The organism is Stenotrophomonas sp. YJH_SMC_20, from assembly GCF_059367845.1.
The window spans coordinates 118,129-138,656 of the sequence record NZ_JCAFRG010000001.1 but is presented as its reverse complement, the minus strand read 5'-3'; the positions used below and the strand labels follow the sequence as shown (position 1 = coordinate 138,656).

Annotated in this window: 16 protein-coding genes; all 16 read right to left on the bottom strand. The window is 66.7% G+C overall.

Going from position 1 to position 20,528, the window contains the following annotated elements:
* Nucleotides 1-254 precede the first annotated feature (254 nt).
* Entirely contained in the window at nucleotides 255-1,214 is a 960-nt protein-coding gene (locus tag AC5P6A_RS00625; protein ID WP_019659134.1) for an acetyl-CoA carboxylase carboxyltransferase subunit alpha, read from the bottom strand.
* A gap of 113 nt (nucleotides 1,215-1,327) precedes the next feature.
* Nucleotides 1,328-2,197 carry a hypothetical protein gene (locus AC5P6A_RS00620; protein ID WP_155029200.1) on the bottom strand — a complete coding sequence of 290 codons (870 nt, stop codon included), beginning with the start codon at nucleotides 2,195-2,197 and terminating at the stop codon, nucleotides 1,328-1,330.
* A gap of 55 nt (nucleotides 2,198-2,252) precedes the next feature.
* Complete coding sequence (dnaE, locus tag AC5P6A_RS00615; RefSeq protein ID WP_155029201.1) at nucleotides 2,253-5,843, bottom strand: DNA polymerase III subunit alpha; 3,591 nt, start codon at nucleotides 5,841-5,843, stop codon at nucleotides 2,253-2,255.
* Between the two features lie 237 nt (nucleotides 5,844-6,080).
* The gene (rnhB, locus tag AC5P6A_RS00610; RefSeq protein ID WP_021203671.1) at nucleotides 6,081-6,740 is read right to left on the bottom strand and encodes a ribonuclease HII; all 660 of its coding nucleotides are present in this window, start codon (nucleotides 6,738-6,740) and stop codon (nucleotides 6,081-6,083) included.
* The gene (gene lpxB / locus AC5P6A_RS00605) at nucleotides 6,737-7,939 is read right to left on the bottom strand and encodes a lipid-A-disaccharide synthase (protein ID WP_229301618.1); all 1,203 of its coding nucleotides are present in this window, start codon (nucleotides 7,937-7,939) and stop codon (nucleotides 6,737-6,739) included. Before lpxB ends, rnhB begins: the two co-directional genes overlap by 4 nt.
* Before the next feature lie 53 nt (nucleotides 7,940-7,992).
* Nucleotides 7,993-8,784 (bottom strand): acyl-ACP--UDP-N-acetylglucosamine O-acyltransferase, encoded by a 792-nt coding sequence (gene lpxA, locus AC5P6A_RS00600; protein ID WP_005415844.1) that lies wholly within the window; start codon nucleotides 8,782-8,784, stop codon nucleotides 7,993-7,995.
* 16 nt (nucleotides 8,785-8,800) lie between these two features.
* On the bottom strand, nucleotides 8,801-9,259 hold the full coding sequence (fabZ, locus tag AC5P6A_RS00595; protein WP_005415845.1) for a 3-hydroxyacyl-ACP dehydratase FabZ: 459 nt from the start codon (nucleotides 9,257-9,259) through the stop codon (nucleotides 8,801-8,803).
* Complete coding sequence (gene lpxD / locus AC5P6A_RS00590; RefSeq protein ID WP_180877842.1) at nucleotides 9,256-10,278, bottom strand: UDP-3-O-(3-hydroxymyristoyl)glucosamine N-acyltransferase; 1,023 nt, start codon at nucleotides 10,276-10,278, stop codon at nucleotides 9,256-9,258. Before lpxD ends, fabZ begins: the two co-directional genes overlap by 4 nt.
* Before the next feature lie 455 nt (nucleotides 10,279-10,733).
* On the bottom strand, nucleotides 10,734-13,097 hold the full coding sequence (gene bamA / locus AC5P6A_RS00585) for an outer membrane protein assembly factor BamA (protein ID WP_021204147.1): 2,364 nt from the start codon (nucleotides 13,095-13,097) through the stop codon (nucleotides 10,734-10,736).
* Between the two features lie 74 nt (nucleotides 13,098-13,171).
* Complete coding sequence (gene rseP, locus AC5P6A_RS00580) at nucleotides 13,172-14,530, bottom strand: RIP metalloprotease RseP (RefSeq protein WP_021204146.1); 1,359 nt, start codon at nucleotides 14,528-14,530, stop codon at nucleotides 13,172-13,174.
* 55 nt (nucleotides 14,531-14,585) lie between these two features.
* The gene (locus tag AC5P6A_RS00575; RefSeq protein ID WP_346714692.1) at nucleotides 14,586-15,776 is read right to left on the bottom strand and encodes a 1-deoxy-D-xylulose-5-phosphate reductoisomerase; all 1,191 of its coding nucleotides are present in this window, start codon (nucleotides 15,774-15,776) and stop codon (nucleotides 14,586-14,588) included.
* 2 nt (nucleotides 15,777-15,778) lie between these two features.
* A complete protein-coding gene (locus tag AC5P6A_RS00570; RefSeq protein WP_019659125.1) occupies nucleotides 15,779-16,615 on the bottom strand; it encodes a phosphatidate cytidylyltransferase in 837 nt (278 codons plus the stop codon).
* Nucleotides 16,612-17,379, bottom strand: coding sequence for a polyprenyl diphosphate synthase (gene uppS / locus AC5P6A_RS00565; RefSeq protein ID WP_019659124.1), 768 nt, complete (start codon nucleotides 17,377-17,379; stop codon nucleotides 16,612-16,614). Before uppS ends, AC5P6A_RS00570 begins: the two co-directional genes overlap by 4 nt.
* A gap of 5 nt (nucleotides 17,380-17,384) precedes the next feature.
* A complete protein-coding gene (gene frr / locus AC5P6A_RS00560; protein WP_019659123.1) occupies nucleotides 17,385-17,939 on the bottom strand; it encodes a ribosome recycling factor in 555 nt (184 codons plus the stop codon).
* Nucleotides 17,940-18,035: 96 nt separating this feature from the next.
* Nucleotides 18,036-18,764 (bottom strand): UMP kinase, encoded by a 729-nt coding sequence (gene pyrH, locus AC5P6A_RS00555; RefSeq protein ID WP_019659122.1) that lies wholly within the window; start codon nucleotides 18,762-18,764, stop codon nucleotides 18,036-18,038.
* Between the two features lie 121 nt (nucleotides 18,765-18,885).
* Nucleotides 18,886-20,424 (bottom strand): sensor domain-containing diguanylate cyclase, encoded by a 1,539-nt coding sequence (locus tag AC5P6A_RS00550; protein WP_021204144.1) that lies wholly within the window; start codon nucleotides 20,422-20,424, stop codon nucleotides 18,886-18,888.
* Nucleotides 20,425-20,528: the final 104 nt, after the last annotated feature.

Here is a 20,528-nt window from a genome sequence, read left to right as displayed (position 1 = left end):
ACAGATGCATCCACGCATGGCGTGGATCTACTGGGTGCAGCTGTGGCTTTTGATGTCCAGGTCCGCCATGAGCGAGCCGAGCATCGCAGGTGAAACAGGGGCGAAGAGGCGCCGATGTCTGAGCGCAGCGAGTTCGGCGCCGTCCCCTGATTCACCGAGAAGCGCAGGGAACCGGTGCACAGCACCGGTTCGCGTTCGGCGGCGTGTTCTTTGGTTACTTTCTTGCAAGAGCAAGAAATTAACAAGCCGATGAATCAGGCTGCCTCGTACGTGCCGTAACTGCGCAGGCGCGTGTAGCGCTGTTCCAGCAGCTGTTCGGTGGACAGCTTGTCCAGCGCGTCCAGCTCGTTCAGCAGCACGGCCTTCAGGCGCTTGGCCATCTGGGTCGGGTTGCGGTGGGCGCCACCGGTCGGCTCGCGCACGACCTTGTCGACCAGGCCCAGGCTCTTCAGGCGCGGGGCAGTCAGGCCCAGTTGTTCGGCCGCTTCCTTGGCCTTGCCCGCGTCCTTCCACAGGATCGAGGCGCAGCCTTCCGGCGTGATGGTCGAGTACACCGCGTATTCCAGCATCACGGTGCGGTCGCCCACACCCAGTGCCAACGCACCGCCGGAGCCGCCTTCACCGATCACGGTGCAGATGATCGGCACCTTCAGCTCGGCCATCTCGATCAGGTTGCGCGCGATCGCTTCGGACTGGCCGCGCGACTCGGCGTCGATGCCCGGCCAGGCGCCGGCGGTGTCGATCAGGGTCAGCACCGGCAGGCCGAAGCGCTCTGCCATCTTCATCAGGCGCAGTGCCTTGCGGTAGCCCTCCGGCTTGGGCATGCCGAAGTTGCGCTTGATCTTTTCCTTGGTGTCGCGGCCCTTCTGGTGGCCGATCACCATTACCGCGCGGCCATTGATGCGGGCCAGGCCGCCCATGATCGCCTTGTCGTCAGCGAAGGCGCGGTCACCGGCCAGCTCCTGGAACTCATCGAACATGACGCGGATGTAGTCGGCGGTGTACGGACGCGATGGGTGCCGGGCCAGCTGCAGCACCTGCCACGAGGTCAGGTTGCGGAAGATCTGCGCGGTGCGCATGCGCAGCTTGTCCTGCAGCGCGTGCACTTCCGCCTCGACATTGACCGCCGGCCCGGCACTGGCGTTGCGCAGTTCCTGGATCTTGGCTTCCAGGTCGGCGATGGGTTGCTCGAAGTCGAGGTAGTTCGGATTCATCGGAAGCCGTCGTGTAAAGAAGGGGGCAATTCTAGCCGAATGCGTGCAAACCACCCGTACGCCTTCGTCTGGAAGGCGACGGTAACGCAGCCGGGCAGGCGGCGCCAGTCAGCTCAGGGCACCACCAGGGCGCTGCGGCCCATCAACTGGCTGCGCTGGGAAACGAAGTCGTTGTAGGCCTCGTTGGCCTCCCGGCCCAGGCCGCTGCCCAGGGTGGCGGTGGCCGAGGTGAAGGCCATCTGCGCGTCGAAGTCCTGCTTGCGCAGGGCCTTCTGTTCATCGGCGGTGGTGGCCTTCAGCCAGCGCGCATAGACCTCGCGCAGCGGCGCGGCGTGCGCCTCGAAGGCGGGGTCAAGGGCCGGCAGGCTGGCCGGGGCCGGCTCCAGGCTGAATGCCGGCGCGACGTAGCCGGCCGGCTGTTGGCGCTTGAATGCACCGGGTTCGCCCATGCCTTCTTCGACGTAGGTGATGAAGTCCGGGGCCGTGAACACCTTGGCCACGATCTGGCCGCCGCTGGAATCGACATGGGCCACCACCTTTTCCTTCGGGAACGGCTCGCGCACGCCGTAGGTCCAGGTCTTGTCGATGAACAGGTCGTGGCGCTTCTCGAAGGGACCTTCGAAGCTGACCCCGCCCAGTTCGATCCCGTTGTTGCCGACGCCGAAATTCTTCAGCTTGCTCTCGTCGGTGACATAGACCTCGCGAGCAATCACGTACTCGCTCAGGGTCGGGTTGATCAGGCCGCCACGACCGTCGACGTAGACGATGAAGCGCACGTCGCCAAGCGCGTCTGTGTGCAGGCGATGTTCGCCAATGGCGAGCGAGATCGGGCGCGAGCCGTGCGCGGCCACTGGCACGTCCTGGCCGTCGATGCTCAGCGCCAGCGGCGCGTCGGTCGGGTTGTCGATCTGGAACTCGATCTTCGACGGCGAGCAGGCGGCCAGTGCCAGTGCGGCAACGAACGGAAACAGCAGGGTCTTCATGGGCGATCGTCCTTGATGGTTGGAACGGGAAAACAGGAACACGAAGGAGCCAGCCTCAGCTGGCCCACGGCGGGCTGTAGCGCACCTTCAGCGTGCGTACGGCCGGGTCGGCGCGCAGCGCCTCCATCAGCTTGGAATCGATGCGTACCGCGTTCTGCCCGGAGACATCGAGCATGCCGGCGACACCGCCGTGCGGGCCCTTCAGCAGCAGGTCCAGGCGCAGCGGCGTGCGCCCCGGGCGATGGCGGTCGAGCAGGGCATTGATGCGCTCCCAGACCGGGCGCTGCTGGCGCAGGTCCAGGCGCAGCGACAGCCGCGTGGCGTAGTTGGCGCAGACTTCGTCGAAGTCCCAGCACTGGCGGATGCGCAGCGCGTAGCCACCGTTGAACTCGTCCTCGCGCAGGCCGCCCTTGACCACCAGGATGCGGTCCTTGGTCATCAGGTGGCCGAACTCGGCCATTGCATCAGAGAACGCACTGCACTCGACGCGGCCGCGGCCATCCTCCAGCTGGATGAAGATCTGGCTTTCGCCCTTGCGGCGCACGCCGACCACCTGGCCTGCCAGCACGGTCTGCACCTCCGGGCGCCAGCGCTTCTCGCCGCCACCGCCGCCACCGCTGTTGGCGCTCCAGATTTTCTCCACCGAACCCAGGTCGTTGCCTACCAGATCGCGCACATCGTCGCGCCAGGGATCGAACGGGTGGCCGCTGAGGTAGAAGCCCAGCGTGTCGCGCTCGCCGTTGAGGCGCTGCAGCAACGGCCATTCTTCGGCTTCTGGCAGGTCCAGCTGGATCGAAACGGTGCTCGGGTCGGGCCCGCCAAACAGCGAGTTCTGTCCGGACGCACGCTCGCGTGCCATCTGATCAGTGGCCTTGATCACTTCCGGCAACTGCAGCATCAGCGAGGCACGGTTGCGGCCGAGCTCATCGAGCGCGCCGCAGTTGATCATCGCTTCCAGCGTGCGCCGGTTGAGCTTGGCCGAGCCGACGCGGGTGCAGAAGTCCAGCAGATCCTTGAACGGGCCGCCCTTCAGTCGTTCCTCGACCACCGCTTCGCAGGCGCCCTGGCCCACGCCCTTGATCGCGCCCAGGCCGTACTGGATCGTGTCCGGGGTGACCGCTTCGAACATGAAGGCCGACTGGTTCACCTTCGGCGGCAGCACGGTCAGGCCGAGGTTGCGCACCTCGTCGAGGAAGCCGACCACCTTGTCGGTGTTGTCCAGGTCCGAAGACAGCGTGGCCGCCATGAATTCGGCCGGATAATGGCGCTTCAGCCACGCGGTCTGGTAGCTGACCAGTGCGTATGCAGCGGCGTGTGACTTGTTGAAGCCATAGCCGGCGAACTTCTCCATCAGGTCGAAGATCTCGTCGGCCTTGGGGCCATCGACGCCGCCCTTGGCCGCACCTTCGCGGAAGATCTCACGGTGCTTGGCCATTTCCGCCGGCACCTTCTTGCCCATCGCGCGGCGCAGCAGGTCGGCGCCGCCCAGCGAGTAGCCGCCGACGATCTGCGCCATCTGCATCACCTGCTCCTGGTACACCATGATGCCGTAGGTGTCCTTCAGGATCGCTTCGGTGCGCGGATCGGGATAGATGATTTCTTCCTGGCCGTGCTTGCGCGCGTTGAACGAAGGAATCAGGTCCATCGGGCCAGGGCGGTACAGCGACACCAGCGCGATCAGGTCTTCGAAACGGTCGGGGCGCGCGTCCTTCAGCAGGCGGCGCATGCCCGAGGATTCGAACTGGAACACCGCGCCGGTGTTGCCGTTGGCGAAGATGTCCTTGTAGGTGGGCGCATCGTCGAGCGGGATCGCGGCAATGTCGACCGGCGGAATGCCCGCGCGTTCGTGGCGCTTGTTGATCGCCTTCACCGCCCAGTCGATGATGGTCAGCGTGCGCAGGCCGAGGAAGTCGAACTTCACCAGGCCCACTTCTTCCACGTCGTTCTTGTCGAACTGGGTGACCGGGTTCTTGCCGAGCCCATTTTCGTCGTGTTCCGCATACAGCGGGCAGAACTCGCTCAGCGGCTCGGGCCCGATCACCACGCCGCCGGCGTGCTTGCCGGCGTTGCGGGTCAGGTCTTCCAGCTGCAGCGCCAGGTCGATCAGGTCGCGGACATCGTCCTCTGTCTCGTAGCGCTGGATCAGTTCCGGCGACGCCATTTCCGAGCTCGGGCCTTCCTTGCCCCTGCCCAGCGCATCCTTCAGGTGGATACCCAGGATGTTCGGGATCAACTTGGAAACGCCGTCGACCAGGCCGTACGGGAACCCGAGCACGCGGCCGGAGTCGCGCACCACCGCCTTGGCGGCCATGGTGCCGTAGGTGATGATCTGGCTGACGCGCTCGCGCCCATACTTGCGCGCGACGTAGTCGATCACCTCGTCGCGGCGGTCCATGCAGAAGTCGATGTCGAAGTCGGGCATCGACACGCGTTCCGGATTGAGGAAGCGCTCGAACAGCAGGTTGTACGGCAGCGGATCCAGGTCGGTGATCTTCAGCGCCCACGCCACCAGTGAACCGGCACCCGAGCCGCGGCCGGGGCCGATCGGAATGCCCTGGTTCTTGCCCCATTGGATGAAGTCGGCCACGATCAGGAAGTAGCCGGGGAAGCCCATCTTGATGATGGTGTTGAGCTCGAACTCCAGGCGTTCGAAGTACTCTTCCCGGGTCTTGCCCGGCGCCAGCGGATTCTTCTCCAGGCGCTCTTCCAGGCCCTCGCGCGACATCTTCTGGATCCAGGTATCCAACGTTTCGTCGTCGGGCACCGGGTAGTTGGGCAGGAAGTAGGTGCCCAGCCGCATCTCGATGTTGCAGCGCTCGGCCAGCGCCAGCGTGTTGTCGATCGCGTCGGGGATGTCGGCGAACAGCGCGCACATCTCCTCGGCCGACTTCAGGTACTGCTGGTCGCTGTACTCGCGCGGACGCTTGGGATCGTCCAGCACGCGGCCGGTGGAAATGCACACGCGCGCCTCATGCGCGCTGAAATCGGAGGGCGACAGGAAGCGCACGTCATTGCTGGCCACCACCGGCAGGCCACGCTGGCCCGCAGCCATCAGCGCGAACTGGTTGAAGGTTTCCTCGCCCTCGCGGCCGGTGCGGGTCAGCTCCAGGTGCAGGCCATCGCCGAACACCCGTTGCCAGTCGGCCAGCTGCTGCTCGGCCAGCTCATGCTTGCCGTCCAGCGCCAGGCGTCCGGCCAGGCTCTGCCGGCCGGCCAGCGCGAACAGGTTGGCGTTGCCGGCCTTCAGCCAGTCCGGGTGGATGGCTACGCCGCCTTCGGGGCGATGGCCTTCCATCCAGGCGCGGGTCAGCAGCCGCGACAGGCTCAGGTAGCCTTCGCGATCACGGCACAGCAGGGTCATCCGCCACGGGTCCTGGCCTTCCTCGGCGATCAGCACGTCGGCACCGGCGATCGGCTTGATGCCCACGCCTTCGGCGGCCTTGTAGAACTTGACCAGGGCGAACAGGTTGTTGAGGTCGGTCACCGCCAGCGCCGGCAGGCCGAGCTCGACCGAGCGCGACAGCAGGTTGGCCTGCTTGGCCTTCTTCGGGTCCGCCTGGTCCGGCTTGGCCGGCACACGGATGGTGGAGTCCGCCAGCGAGAACTCGGTGTGGACGTGGAGATGTACGAAGCGGGAGTTGGACATGCCGGACCAGGTTGGAGCGCGCGGGCCCCGGGTGCTGACGGAGGTTCGTCGCCGGGGTCGGGAAGCGCTGGAATGCCCGGTCAGGGTAGCGAGGGCAGGGGGTTGCCACAAGGCTTGACAGGGGCACGGCGTGGCGCCGGATTCAGGCGTGCGGGAGACCGCCTTCTGTAGAGCCGAGCCCATGCTCGGCTGTCCACAGCAGCCGAGCATGGGCTCGGCACTACAACTCCAGCTGGCTCAGGCGATGGCCGCCGCCTGCGTCAGGTCCAGACACTCACGCACCGGAGCGAAGCTGCGGCGGTGCTCCATGCAGGGGCCGTGCTCGCGCAGGGCGGCCAGGTGGGCCGGGGTGCCGTAGCCCTTGTGCTGTTCGAAGCCGTACTTCGGATGGCGGGCATGCACCTCCTGCATGTAGCGGTCGCGCGAGACCTTGGCCAGGATCGAGGCGGCCATGATCGCGCGGTCGATGCCATCGCCGCCGACCAGCGCCTGCGCCGGCAGTGCCAGGCCCTTGGGCACCACGTTGCCGTCGATGCGCGCGAAGCCGGCCACATGGGCGACCGCTGCAACGACGTCACGCATGCCCTGCAGGGTGGCCTGGTAGATGTTCAGGCGGTCGATGGTGTCCACGTCCACCAGCACCACATGCCAGGCCAGGGCGCGCTCGATGATGCGGTCATGCAGCTGCTCGCGGCGGGCCGCGGTCAGCTGCTTGGAGTCATCCAGGCCGTTGATCCGTGGTCGCGACGGGTCGAACACCACCGCTGCCACCGCGACCGGCCCGGCCAGTGGGCCACGGCCTGCCTCGTCGACGCCAGCGACCAGGCGCTCCGGCTCGACCACGGGCGCACCGTCGAACAGGGTCAGGCTGGCTGCGGCGGCGTGACGGCGGCTCATGCCTGTGCCTGGTCGCGAATCAGCAGTTCGCCAACGGCGTCGGCGGCACGCGCCGAGGCGTTGCGGCGCAGCCGCTCGTGCAGGCGCACGTAGGCATCCTGCAGATCGGTCACCCGCTGCGGGTGGTCGAACCACTGCTGGATGGCCGCGGCCAGCTTGTCCGGCGTGCAGTCGTGCTGCATCAGTTCCGGTGCCAGGTCCTGCCCGGCCAGGATGTTGGGCAGGGCGAAGCGGTCGACCTTGATCAGGCCGAGCGCCTTCACCAGTCGATAGGTCAGTTCGTTGACGCGGTAACCGACCACCATCGGCCGCTTCACCAGCATGGCCTCCAGGGTCGCGGTACCGGAGGCCAGCACCACCACGTCGGCGGCGATCATCGCGTTGCGCGCCTGGCCATCCAGCACATGCGAATAGGCCACCGGCAGCGCCGAGCGCGACAGCTGTTCCTCGATCAGTTCCCTGCAGGCCGGGTTGGCGGCAGGCACCACCACATGCAGGCCCGGAATGCGTTCGGAGACCTGCCAGGCGGCTTCGAAGAACGGTTCGCCCAGGCGCGAGATCTCGCCCAGGCGGCTGCCCGGCAACACTGCCAGCACCTTGGCCGAGGCCGGCAGTCCGAGCGCGGCGCGTGCTTCCTCGCGATTGCCCTGCAGCGGAATGTCATCGGCCATCGGGTGGCCGACGAAGCGCGCGTCGATGCCGTGCCTGGCATAGATCGGTGGCTCCATCGGGAACAGGCACAGCACCAGGTCGGCGCTGCTGCCGATCTTCTCGGCGCGCTTTTCGCGCCAGGCCCAGACCGAGGGACTGACGTAATGCACGGTGCTCACGCCACGCTGCTTCAGCCAACGCTCGATACCCAGGTTGAAGTCGGGGGCGTCGATGCCGATGAACACGTCCGGCTGCCAGTCAAGCGCACGCTGGCGGAACGCCGAACGCAGCTTGAGCAGGCGCGGCAGGTGGCGCAGCACTTCGGTCAGGCCCATCACCGCCAGCTCGCTGGCATCGTGCCAGGTCTGGCAACCCGCGCTGCGCATGGCGTCGCCACCGATGCCGGCGAACTCGGCATTCGGGAAGCGCGCTTTCAGTTCGCGGACCAGGCCCGCACCGAGCAGATCGCCGGAGGCCTCGCCGGCCACCAGCGCGATCCGCAACGGGCGCTCGCTGAGCACCCGTTGCGCCGGGACGCTGCCGGTCATCGAGGCCAGCGGGATCACTGCGGCGCCGGCCGGCGCCTGGCCGGTCGTGCTGCTCATCGCAGCAGGGGCCTCTCGGCGTGCTCGATGAAGTCCAGCATCGCCTTTACGTCGTCGCTGTCACGCGCCTGCTCGGTCAGCTGCACCTTGGCCTCTGCCAGCGGCAGGCCCGCCACGTACAGCGTGCGGTAGGCACGCTTGATGGCCGAAATGCGGTCAGCGTCGAAGCCACGTCGCTTCAGGCCTTCGCTGTTGATGCCGCGCGGGCGTCCCAGCGAATCAGTACCGACCATGGTGAACGGCGGTACGTCACCATTGGTCAGCGCGCCCATGCCGAGGAAGGCATGCGCGCCGATGCGGCAGAACTGGTGGGCACCGGCGAAGCCGCTGATGATCACGTAGTCGCCCACGGTCACATGGCCGGCCAGGGTGGTGTTGTTGGAGAACACGCAGAAATTGCCGACATGGCAGTCGTGCGCCACGTGCGTGTAGGCCAGCATCCAGTTGTCGTTGCCGATGGTGGTGATGCCGCCGCCGCCGCCGGTGCCACGGTTCAGGGTGACGAACTCGCGGAACACGTTGCGGTCGCCGATCACCAGTTCGGTGCGCTCGCCGCCGAACTTCTTGTCCTGCGGCTCGCCACCGATCGCGGCATGGCCGACGAAGCGGTTGTCGCGGCCGATCCGGGTCGGGCCGTGGATGCTGCAATGGGGGCCCACCACCGTACCGGCACCGATCTCAACGTCGGGGCCGATCAGGGTGAAGGCGCCCACCTGGACATCGTCGGCCAGGCGTGCGGCCGGGTCGATGACGGCGGTGGGGTGGATCCGCGGTGCGTTGTCAGTCATTGCTGCCTCCAGTGGATCAGCCCTTGGCGCCGGCACACATGACCTCGGCCGACGCGACGACTTCGCCGTTGACCTTGGCTTCGCCGTAGTACCAGCCCATGTTGCGGATCAGGCGCTTCATCTGCACGTCCAGCATCAGCACGTCGCCGGGGACGACCTGCTTGTTGAAGCGGGCGTTTTCCACCTTGACCATGTAGAACAGCTTGGACTGCGCATCGCGGCCAAGCGTGAGCTGGGTCATCACGCCGCCGGCCTGCGCCAGCGCTTCGATGATCAGTACGCCGGGCATGATCGGGCGGCCCGGGAAGTGGCCCTGGAAGAACGGCTCGTTGATGCTGACGTTCTTCTGCGCCAGGATCCGCTTGGCCTCGACGTCGAGTTCAAGCACCCGGTCCACCAGCAGGAACGGGTAGCGGTGTGGAAGCAGTTCCTGGATCTGGCAGACGTCGATCGGAAGCTGCAGCGAATCGTTCATTCTTTCTCCTTGCCAGCAGCCAGGACGCGGCGAGCCAATGCGTCCAGCTGCTTGAAACGCGCGGCGTTCTTGCGCCACGTACGGTTGTCGGTCAACGGGGTGCCGGATGAGTACTCGCCCGGCTCATGGATGGAATTGCGGACCACCGACTTGCCGGTGATCACGACCTTGTCGCAGATCTCCAGGTGGCCGACAACGCCGACGTGGCCGCCGAGCAGGCAATAGCGGCCGATCTTGGCGCTGCCGGCGATGCCGGTGCAACCGGCGATGGCCGAATGCGCACCGATCTGCACGTTGTGCGCGATCTGCACCAGGTTGTCCAGGCGTACGTCTTCGTCCAGCACGGTGTTTTCCAGCGCGCCACGGTCGACGCAGGTGTTGGCGCCGATTTCGCAATCGTCGCCGATGCGCACGCCGCCGAGCTGCGGCACCTTGATCCACTTGCCGGCGTCCATCGCCAGGCCAAAGCCGTCGGCGCCGAGCACGGCACCGGGATGCACGCGCACGCGCTTGCCCAGCCGGACCCGGGTGACCAGGGTGACCCGGGCGATCAGCTCACAGCCGGAATCCAGGCTGCAGTCCTCGCCGATCACGCTGCCGGCGCCGATGATGCAGTTCTCGCCGACCACGCTGCGCGCACCGACCGAGACGAACGGACCGATGTGCGCGCTGGCCGCAACCTGGGCACTGGGGTCGATCACCGCGCTGGGGTGGATGCCCGGCGGACGGGTCGGCGCGATGTCGAACAGCGCGGCGATCTTGGCGAAGGTGGTGTACGGGTCCTTGGCGACGAGCGCGGCGCCGGGAGCGGACTCGGCGTCTTCGGCACGCAGCACCACCAGCGAGGCCTGGCTGTCGGCCAGCTGGGCGCGGTAGCGCGGGTTGGCAAGGAAGGTCAGCTGGCCAGGACCGGCATGGGCGAGGGTGGCCACGCCATGGATGGCGGTGGCGGGGTCGCCATGGACCTGCAGGCCGAACTGCTCGGCGAGTTGCTGGGCGGTGTAGGTGGGAGTATTCACGGCGGGAGTTTAACGTGTGACGCCATTGCGGTCATGCGGGGTCAAAAGCGGCGCCTGGCTGATGTCCCGGGGTGATGGCGCAGGGGGCTGCCCAGGACACGCCGTAGACCCATCCCTGGGGGCTCGATGGCGCCTTGCTCGTGTGCGCTGTCCTGCGCACACGGCAAGACCGGGGTTGGGGGTCCTGCCCAACCCGCCCGAGGCATGCCTCGGGCCCATGGCGCCAACGGTCCTGGTCAGCCCCCTGCGCCATCACCAGATGATTTCACGCGAGCGCGGGAAGTAACGGCGGCGGCGAGCAAGTAAAACGAAAACGCCGGGCAATGCCCGGCGCTTCGCGCCCCGTCTGGTGGAGAGCCCCCCTTTGTTAAGGGGGGCGCGCCAGCGGCGCGGGGGATAGGTGAAATGCGCGGGCAATTCACCGGAGGTGGATCAGTTCTGAGGAACAGAGTTCCTCAGAACTGGCCACCGAACGTGAATTGCAGGCGCTCGATCTTGTCATCGTCTTCCTTCTTCAGCGGGAAGGCGTAGCTGATCGAGATCGGGCCGACCGGGGCGCGCCACAGCAGGGCCACACCGGTGGACACGCGCAGCTCGTTGGCCTTGAAGTTGTCCACGCCGGTGTACACGTTACCGAAGTCGACGAAGGCCGACACACGCGCCGACGGGCTGTCGAACAGGCGCGGGAAGTAGGCCTCCACCGAGCCGACGGTCTTCAGCGAACCACCCAGCGGCTGGCCTTCCGGATAACCGGTGGTGACTTCGCGCGGGCCGAGTGTGTTGTCCTCGAAGCCGCGCACCGAGTTGGTACCACCGGCGTAGAAGTTCTCGAAGAACGGCAGGCCGCTGGCGGTGACGGTGCGGGTGGTGCCATCCGGATTGGTCAGCGTACGGGTGTAGTCGTTGCCGTAGGCATCACCGTAGCCGATTTCGGCACGGGTGTTGATCACCAGCGACGGCATGATCGGCCAGTACTTGCTGATCTGGTAGTTCAGCTTGTAGTACTCGATGGTCGAACCCGGCAGCGTGGTTTCCAGGCCGATGCGCTGGTAGGTACCGCGCGTGGGCATGAAGTAGTCGTTGCGCGAGTCGCGCGCCCAGCCCAGCTCGGTGCGCCATGCGTGGAAGGTGCGCTTACCGACTGCGTTGATGTAGTCGATGATCGACTGCGGGGTCGAGCCCTGGTAAGTGGTGATCTGGTTGCTGTCGATGCCGAACATCAGCGAGACGGTATCGGTCTCGGTCAGCGGCACGCCAAACACCACCTGCGCGGCACCGTTGGTGCTGTTGTACTGCGCGGTGTTGAAGTCGGAGTAGTCCAGTTCGCGCCAGGACAGGTTGTAGCCCAGCGAGACGCCATCATCGGTGAAGTACGGGTTGGTGTAGCTGAAGCCGTAACGCTGCAGGTAGCTGCTGCGCGAGGCTTCGACCGACACGCGGTTGCCGCCGCCGAGGAAGTTGTTCTGCGACAGCTGCACCGACGTGGTCATGCCGTAGGACTGCGAGTAACCCAGGCCGAACACGAAGCTGCCCGAGGTGGTTTCCTTGACGTTGTAGACGACGTCGACCTGGTCGTTGCTGCCGCTGACGGCCGGGGTCTCGACGTCCACCGATTCGAAGTAGCCCAAGCGCTGCAGGCGGATCTTGGAACGATCGATCGCGGCCTGCGAGTACCAGCTGTTCTCGAACTGGCGCATTTCGCGACGCATCACTTCGTCGGACGTACGCGTGTTCCCGCGGAACAGGATGCGACGCACCGACACGCGCGGGCCGGGCACGACCTGCATGTTGATCGCCACGGTCTGCTCGGCGCGGTTGGTGGTCGGGATCGGGTTCACCTTGGCGAACGCGTAGCCGATGTTGGACAGCGAATTGGTGATGGTGTCCGAGCTGAACTCCAGCAGCGCACGCGAGAACGTATCGCCGGACTTCTGGATCACCATGCGCTCGACGTCCTCCTGCGGGAGGATGGTGTCGCCGCTGACCTTGATCTCGGAGATCTTGTACTGCGCACCTTCGGTCACGCCGGCGGTGAGGAACATGTCGCGCTTGTCGGGGCTGATCGACACCTGGGTCGAATCGATGCTGAAGTCGACATAGCCGCGGTCCAGGTACCAGGAATTGAGCTTTTCCAGGTCGCCGGACAGCTTTTCCTTGGAGTACTGGTCGTCACGGCGGTACCAGGACGCCCAGTTGTGCTCCTTGGACTCCCAGGTTTCCAGGATGTCCTTGCTCTCGAACTTTTCGGTGCCCACCAGGTTGACGTGGCGGATCTTGGCCGCCTTGCCTTCCTTGATGGCGATGGCGATGTCCACGCGGTTGCGGTCCAGCGGGCTCACCGTGGGGGTGATCTCGACGTTGTACTTGCCGCGGTCGTTGTACTGGCGGCGAAGTTCCTGGGTCACGCGGTCCAGGCTCAGCCGATCAAAGGTGCCGCCCTCGGTCAGGCCGATGTCGGACAGGCCCTTGAGCAGCTGCTCGGACTTGATGTCCTTGTTGCCGGTCACGGTCAGCTTGTTGATCGCCGGGCGTTCCTTGACGGTCACTACCAGGATGCTGCCCTGTCGGTCCAGCTGCACATCCTCGAAGAAGCCGGTCTTGTACAGGGCGCGGATCGTCTCGCCGACCTTGCTGTCGGTGACCGTCTCGCCACGTTCCACCGGCAGGTAGGTGAACACCGTGCCCGAGCTGATGCGCTGCAGGCCGTCGACGCGGATGTCGCTGACAGTGAAGGGCTCGGCTGCCTGGGCCAGGGCGGGGGCGCCGGTGACGGCGGCAAGGGCGAGGGCCAGCAGGCGGCGATTGGGGAGTCGCGTCATGTCACGTCCGGTAGGAAGGTCGATTTCATTGGTGCGGGATGCCGACGCTGTAGACGGCAACAACGTGGAAAAGTTCATCGCGGGACCAGGCCGAGGATGTCGTTGTAGAACGCCAACCCCATCAGCCCGGCCAGCAACGCCAGGCCGATGTACTGGCCGGCGGCGATGGCACGCTCGCTCAGCGGGCTGCCCTTGACCAACTCGATAAGGTAATACAGCAGGTGGCCGCCGTCCAAGATCGGGATCGGCAGCAGGTTGATGATGCACAGGCTGAGGGACAGCAGGGCAAGGAACTGCAGGAACCAGTCGAGGCCGCGCTTGGCCGAGACATTGGCCACCCGGGCGATGGTGACTGGCCCGGACACGTTCTGCAGCGAGGCCTTGCCGGTGACGATTCGGCCCATCATGCCCAGCGAATCTGCCGCCAGGCGGCCGGTTTCGCGCACAGCCACGGTGACCGCGTCGAGCGGGCCATAGCGAAGCAGGGTGTCGTAGGGAGGGCTGAACGAAGTCGGGAACTGCACGCCGATCTGCCAGGTCGGTTCACCCCTGGAATCCTTGCCCTGGCGCGGGGTGACTTCCAGCGCCAGGCGTTCACCGCCGCGCAGGACCTCGATCATGCCAGGGCCGCCGGCGCGGCCCAGCGTCTGGATCTCGCCGATGACCTGATCGGCACCATCGATGCGCTGGCCATCAATGGCCACGATCAGGTCCCCCGGCTGCAGCTGCCCGGCCACCACCGAATCCGGCGTCAGCGAGTCGACCAGCGCCGGCTGCAGCCACGACTGCCAGTACAGGCCGGCCAGGATCGGCACCCGCCGCTCATCGAAACCTGCCGGCAGCTGCGACAGCGGCAGAGTGCGCATGCGTACCTGGTCAGCCGTATCCAGCACCTCCAGCCTCACGTCGCGGCGGTCCATCGCGGCCGCGGTCAGCGCCATGCTGGCTTCACCGAGGGTAACGACCGGGCGCTCGTCCACGCGCAGCACGCGGTCACCGCTGGCCAGCCCGGCACTGGCAGCGATGCCGCTGACACGGCCGATCGTCGGCGAATAATCCTGCTTGCCGATCACGAACATCGCCCACAGCAGCAGGATGCACAGCAGCAGGTTGGCGATCGGGCCGGCGGCAACGATGGCAATGCGCTGCCAGACACTCTTGTGGTTGAAGGCCTGGCCGCGCTCGTGGGGGTGGACTTCAACCTCGCGTTCGTCGAGGAACTTCACGTAGCCGCCGAGCGGGATGGCGGCAATGGCGAACTCGGTGCCGTGCCTGTCCCGTCGCGACCACAGCGGCCGGCCGAAGCCGACCGAGAAGCGCAGGATCTTGACCCCGCACAGGCGCCCGACCCAGTAATGCCCGAACTCGTGGAACGTGACCAGCAGCCCGAGGCTGACAATCATCCACCAGACCGATCCGATGAAGTCAGTCATGCAGGCTCACAATGGCGGGCAGGGGCGGCGGCGTCATGCTGGGCGAGGCAGTCGTTCAGGCGGCGTCGATGGCGTTCAGGGTGAGCTGGCGTGCCCGCTGGTCGGCGCACAACAGGACCTCCAGTGTATCGGCTGGCTGGGTCGGCAGTGTTGAAAGAGCGTTAGCAACCAGCTTCGGGATGGTCAGGAAACCGATCCGGCCCTGAAGAAACGCTGAAACCGCCTCTTCATTGGCGGCGTTCAGCACCGCCGGTGCGGTGCCGCCGGCCTGCATGGCCTGCCAGGCCAGCGCCAGACAGGGGAACGCGTCCGTGTCCGGGGCCTCGAAATCCAGCCGGCCCTGGACCAGCAGATCCAGCCCGGCCACGCCCGATTCGATGCGTTGCGGCCAGCCCAGGCCAACGGCGAGGGTGGTGCGCATGTCCGGCAGGCCCATCTGTGCCAGGGTCGAACCATCAACGAACTCGACCAGCGAATGGACCAGGCTCTGCGGGTGCACCAGTACCTCGATGCGTTCGCCGGGTACGCCGAACAGGTGGTGGGCCTCGATGACTTCCAGGCCCTTGTTCATCAACGTCGCCGAATCGACCGAGATCTTCGGCCCCATCGACCATTTCGGGTGGGCAACGGCCTGGGCCGGGGTGACCTGGGCCAGTTCGTCGCGGCTGCGGCCACGGAATGGGCCGCCGGAGGCGGTCAGCAGGATCCGGCGCACGCCGGCGCCATCAACGCTGGCATCGCGTGAGCGCAGGCACTGGAAGATTGCGCTGTGTTCGCTGTCGATCGGGATGATCTCGGCGCCCGCGCGTTCAGCGGTGCGGGTCAGCAGCTCACCGGCCAGTACCAGTGATTCCTTGTTGGCCAGCAGGATGCGCTTGCCCGCGGCGGCTGCGGCCAGGGTGGAAGACAGCCCGGCCGCGCCAACGATCGCGGCGACCACGGTGTCGCAGGCGTCACTGGCGGCCAACTGGTCCAGCGCGGCATGGCCGGCATGCGCCTCGGTGGACAGCCCGGCATCGCGGAGGCCGTCGCGCAGTTCGGTGAACAGCGCTTCGTCGGCGATGACCGCGTGCGCTGGCCTGTGCTGGCGGCACAGTGCCAGCAGCGCCTGCACCTGGCGGCCGGCAGCGAGCACCGTGGCCTGGTAGCGGTGCGGGTGGCGGGCGATCACGTCCAGCGTGGAAGCACCGATCGAGCCGGTGGCGCCGAACACGGCGACCCGGCGCAGGTCTGCGACAGCATTCATGGTCAGAATCCGAAGATTTCCTTGCCGAGTGCGAACACCGGCACGGCAGCCAGGACACCGTCGACACGATCGAGCACACCACCATGGCCCGGAATCAGGTTTCCGGAGTCCTTGGCACCGGCGTGGCGCTTGATCAGGCTTTCGAACAGGTCACCCAGCACCGAGGCGAACACGGCCACCACCGAGGTGATCAGCAGGCCTGGCAGGTGCCCGGCGTCGATGCCGGCCAGCCAGCCCAGGCCGAGGGCCACGGCGACACCGGCCAGCAGGCCGCCGAACAGGCCTTCCCAGGTCTTGTTGGGGCTGATCCGTGGGGCCAGCTTGTGCTTGCCGAAGTGACGACCGGCGAAATAGGCGCCCGAATCGGCCGCCCAGACCAGTGCCAGCGCAGCCAGCAGCCACAGGTGGCCCTGCCTGCCCGGCGGATCGCCGCCGGCATGGATCAGCACCAGCGCAGCCCAGGCCGGAACGATGGCCAGCGTACCGGCCAGCATCTTCACGATGCGCGAGGGTGCCGACGGCTGCGCACCGAAGTTGAAGAAGCGCAACCAGACCAGCGCGGCCAGCCACCAGGCCACGCCGGCCAGGGTGGTGATCTGGAACAGCACCAGCGTGCTGCCATCGGCCCAGACCAGCAGCACCATCAGCAGCAGGTTCAGTACCAGCAGCACGGTACGCGCCAGGGTGTCTTCGATGCCGGCCAGCTTCAGCCATTCCCACAGGCCGATCAGCAGCACCGCAGCGGCCGCCGCTGCCAGCCACTGGGTCGGCAGCAGCAGGATCGCGGCAATGGCGACCGGCGCCATGATCAGCGCGGCAAGGACTCGGATCTTGGTCATGGGCTGGAAGTCTCGGTGGCCAGTGCGGCGATCTGGGCGCTGGTCAGGCCGAAACGACGCTCACGTCTGCCATAGGCGTCCAGCGCCTGCTGCAGCTGCCCGGCATCGAAGTCCGGCCACAGGGCATCGGTGAACCACAGCTCGGTATAGGCCAGCTGCCACAGCAGGAAGTTGCTGATGCGGGTGTCGCCACCGGTGCGGATGAACAGGTCCGGCGGTGGCAGGTCGGCCAGGGCCACCTGGCTGCCCAGCAGCGATTCATCGATCTGCTCGGGCAGAAGGCGACCGGCCGCCACTTCGACGGCCAGGGCGCGCGCGGCGCGGGCGATGTCCTGGCGGCCGCCGTAGCTGGCGGCGATCGACAGGGTCAGGGTGGTGTTGTCGGCGGTGCGCTGCTCGGCCAGCTGCATGCGGCTGACCAGCCCTGCACCGAAGCGCTCGCGTTCGCCGATGAAGCGAACGCGCACGCCACGCCGATGCAGCTCGTCCACTTCACGGTCGAGCGCGCCGAGGAACAGCTTCATCAGGGCATCGACTTCTTCCTGCGGCCGGCCCCAATTCTCGCTGGAAAACGCGAACAGGGTCAGCGCCGGTATGCCCAGTTCAAGGCAGCGCTCGATGGTGCGGTTGACCGCGCGCGCGCCGGCCCGGTGGCCGATCACGCGCGGACGACGGCGCTGCTGTGCCCAGCGCCCATTGCCATCCATGATGATGGCGATGTGGCGGGGCAGGGCGGCCGGCAACGGAGGTGGGACTGAAGGCATCGACTTCAGACCGACAGCAGTTCTTTTTCCTTGTCGGCAACGACCTTGTCGACGTCCTTGATGTTGGTGTCGGTCAACTTCTGGATGTCGTCTTCACCGCGCTTCTTCTCGTCTTCGCTGATCGCCTTGTCCTTGACCAGCTTGGCGATTTCCTTGTTCGCGTCCTGGCGGATGTTGCGGATCGCGATCTTCGCGCCTTCGCCTTCCTTCTGCACCTGCTTGACCAGCTCCTTGCGGCGCTCTTCGGTCGGCGGCGGCATGTTGATGCGGATCGCAGTGCCCAGCGTGTTCGGGGTGAATTCGGCGTTGTAGAGACCCTTTTCGATCTCCTTGATCATGCCCTTGTCGAACGGCGTGACCAGCAGCGAGTGCGCGTCGGCGTTGGAGATCGACGCGACCTGGTTCAGCGGGGTGCTGGCGTTGCCATAGGCGCTGACCGTGACACGGTCCAGCAGGGCCGGGGTGGCGCGGCCGGTGCGGATCGAGGTGAGGGTGTGCTTCAGAGCGTCGATGCTCTTGGCCATGCGCGTCTGCGCGTTGTTCTTGATGTCGTTGAGCATCGCCGGGTCCTGGGTGTAACTGGAATCGGGCGATTATAGGCGAATACGGGACGCTGCCGGGCCTGAATCGGCCCGGAGCTCGCCTGGCGCTCAGGCTCAGGCCGGGTCGCGGCCCTGGACCAGGGTGCCGATGTTCGCGCCGCTGAGGATCTTCAGCAGCTCACCCGGCTGGCCCATGTCGAACACGCGCATCGGCAGGTCGCTGTCGCGGGCCAGCGCGAAGGCCGCCGTATCCATCACTTCCAGGCCGCGGCGGATGACTTCGTCGTAGCTCAGGCTGTCGAAGCGGACCGCGTCGCTGTGCTTGTTCGGGTCCTTGTCGTACACGCCATCGACCTTGGTGGCCTTCAGCAGCAGGTCGGCGCCGATCTCGATCGCGCGCAGCGCGGCGCCGGAGTCGGTGGTGAAGAACGGGCTGCCGACGCCAGCGGCGAAAATCACCAGGCGGCCCTTTTCCAGATGGCGGATGGCGCGGCGGCGGATGTAGTCCTCGCACACGTCGTTGATCTTGATCGCGCTCATCACGCGGGCCTTGGCGCCCAGTTTCTCGAGGGCGTCCTGCATGGCCAGGGCGTTGATGACCGTGGCCAGCATGCCCATCTGGTCGCCGGTGACCCGGTCCATGCCGCCAGCGGCCAGGCCGGCGCCGCGGAAGATGTTGCCGCCGCCGATCACCAGTGCCACTTCGGCACCGGCCTGCTGGGCTTCGATGACCTCACGGGCCAGGCGGTTGATGACCTTCGGGTCGATGCCGTAGTCCTCATCTCCCATCAGCGCCTCCCCGGACAGTTTCAGGAGGATGCGGCGATAGGCGAGCTTGGACATGGGGACCTCGGGTGCGTGGAAATCGCGGGGGATTCTACGCGCATGCGGCGTAGGGCCAAAGTGTTTTGTGCACTGCGGCGCGAAATCCTGCCATCCGCCCCGGTCATGCAGGGCGTCCCGTTCAGCCCAGCTCGGCGCCGGCGGTGGCTGAAAGCTCGTCGTGGCCGAGCGCACCGGGGGAGCGGGCGATCACCCGGTTACGGCCCAGGTTCTTCGAGCGGTACAGCACGTCGTCGGCGGCGCGCAGCAGGTCCTGCACGTCGGCAAAGCGCTCGTAGCCGCCCTGGGTAGCCACGCCGGCGGAGAAGGTGACGAACAGCGGCCCTCCCTCCAGTTCGGCCATCGGCGTGGCGACGATGTTGGCCAGTACGCGCCGGATTACGTCAAGGGCCACGGACTCACTGGTATTGGGCAGCAGCGCGACGAATTCCTCGCCGCCGAAGCGGGCCACGGTATCGCTATGGCGCAGCTGGCCCTGCAGCTTGCCGGCAAAGGCGCGCAGCACCTCGTCGCCGGTCAGGTGGCCGTGGGCGTCGTTGATCTTCTTGAAGTCATCCAGGTCGATGAAGGCCACCGACAGCGGCCAGCCCTGACGCCCGGCGCGCAGGAACTCCTGCTCGAGCACCGCCTCCAGCTGGCGCCGGTTGAGCACGCCGGTCAGGGCGTCGCGGTGGGCCTGGTCAGCCAGGCGCTTGGCCCGCGCCTCGAATTCGTCGGCGCGGCGGCGTGCCTGCTCGGCATCCTGCAGCTCGCGCAGGTTGCGCAGGGTGGCCAGCTCCTGCGCGTGGTCGATCAGCTCGCGGACCCGCGAGGGCGAGTTCAGGCCGGCCTCGAACAGGCTGGCGATATCCGGCAGGGCCTCGCTGATGCGGGTCAGCACCTGGTCGAAACGGGCGCTGTCGAGTTCCAGCCGCTCATGCACCTGGTGCAGGGCGCGCTCGCGGGCGGCATCGGCGTCATCGTCCAGCCAGATGTCGGCAACGGCGCCGGACAGCTGCACGCAGGCCTGGAACGGCGAATCGGCGGCGTCGTCGTCCTCGCTGTGGCTGATGCTCTCAACCAGATAGCGTGGCAGGCCCCATTGCTCGGCCACCCAGGCGCCGACATCGGCGTGGCTGCAGCCGAGCGCGTCGCGTTCGCGGGCGACCAGGTCCGTGTTGTCACGGGCTTCGCGCAGCAGCGGCAGGTAACGCTCCGATTCGGCCTGGGCCAGGCACAGCACGCCCAGGTCCTGCAGCAGCCCGGCCAGCATCAGTTCCTCCAGCCGGCGCAGGCCGCGGGCCTGGCCCAGCTGGCTGGCGGCCAGTGCACTGAGAATGCTGCGCTTCCACGCGCGCTGGCGCAGGTCGTGGTCGGCGCCTGCGCCGCCGGTCAGGCCCTGGGTGACGGTGAAACCCAGGGCAAGGCTGATTGTGGCGTTAAGGCCGAGCATGGTCAGTGCCTGGCCAAGGTTCTCGATGCGGCGGCGGCTGGCGTACAGCGGCGAATTGGCGATGCGCAGCATGCGAGCGCTCAGCGCCATGTCGATGGCGATGATGTCGGCGGCGGTGGCGATATCCGCTTCCGGGTCCTGTGCCAGCTCGATGATGCGCAGGGCAATACCGGGCGGCGAGGGCAGGTTGCGGCAGAGCGCCAGGGCAGCTGTCAGCTCGGGAGGCATGTCGGGTCGTTCAATTCCATTAGGACAAGAATACCTAGGAATGCATCACAGTCCGCGATTTTCCTTCCTGCTACGCGACTGTGGATTCCCTGCGCCGAGTATCG

Excerpts from the sequence above, each read along its gene's own strand:
- AC5P6A_RS00575 (WP_346714692.1), bottom strand. The coding sequence starts at position 15,776 with ATGAATGCTGTCGCAGACCTGCGCCGGGTCGCCGTGTTCGGCGCCACC.
- lpxA (WP_005415844.1), bottom strand. The coding sequence starts at position 8,784 with ATGACTGACAACGCACCGCGGATCCACCCCACCGCCGTCATCGACCCG.
- AC5P6A_RS00550 (WP_021204144.1), bottom strand. The coding sequence starts at position 20,424 with ATGCCTCCCGAGCTGACAGCTGCCCTGGCGCTCTGCCGCAACCTGCCC.
- lpxB (WP_229301618.1), bottom strand. The coding sequence starts at position 7,939 with ATGACCGGCAGCGTCCCGGCGCAACGGGTGCTCAGCGAGCGCCCGTTG.
- bamA (WP_021204147.1), bottom strand. The coding sequence starts at position 13,097 with ATGACGCGACTCCCCAATCGCCGCCTGCTGGCCCTCGCCCTTGCCGCC.
- AC5P6A_RS00570 (WP_019659125.1), bottom strand. The coding sequence starts at position 16,615 with ATGACCAAGATCCGAGTCCTTGCCGCGCTGATCATGGCGCCGGTCGCC.
- fabZ (WP_005415845.1), bottom strand. The coding sequence starts at position 9,259 with ATGAACGATTCGCTGCAGCTTCCGATCGACGTCTGCCAGATCCAGGAA.
- dnaE (WP_155029201.1), bottom strand. The coding sequence starts at position 5,843 with ATGTCCAACTCCCGCTTCGTACATCTCCACGTCCACACCGAGTTCTCG.
- AC5P6A_RS00620 (WP_155029200.1), bottom strand. The coding sequence starts at position 2,197 with ATGAAGACCCTGCTGTTTCCGTTCGTTGCCGCACTGGCACTGGCCGCC.
- rseP (WP_021204146.1), bottom strand. The coding sequence starts at position 14,530 with ATGACTGACTTCATCGGATCGGTCTGGTGGATGATTGTCAGCCTCGGG.
- uppS (WP_019659124.1), bottom strand. The coding sequence starts at position 17,379 with ATGCCTTCAGTCCCACCTCCGTTGCCGGCCGCCCTGCCCCGCCACATC.
- frr (WP_019659123.1), bottom strand. The coding sequence starts at position 17,939 with ATGCTCAACGACATCAAGAACAACGCGCAGACGCGCATGGCCAAGAGC.
- AC5P6A_RS00625 (WP_019659134.1), bottom strand. The coding sequence starts at position 1,214 with ATGAATCCGAACTACCTCGACTTCGAGCAACCCATCGCCGACCTGGAA.
- rnhB (WP_021203671.1), bottom strand. The coding sequence starts at position 6,740 with ATGAGCCGCCGTCACGCCGCCGCAGCCAGCCTGACCCTGTTCGACGGT.
- pyrH (WP_019659122.1), bottom strand. The coding sequence starts at position 18,764 with ATGTCCAAGCTCGCCTATCGCCGCATCCTCCTGAAACTGTCCGGGGAG.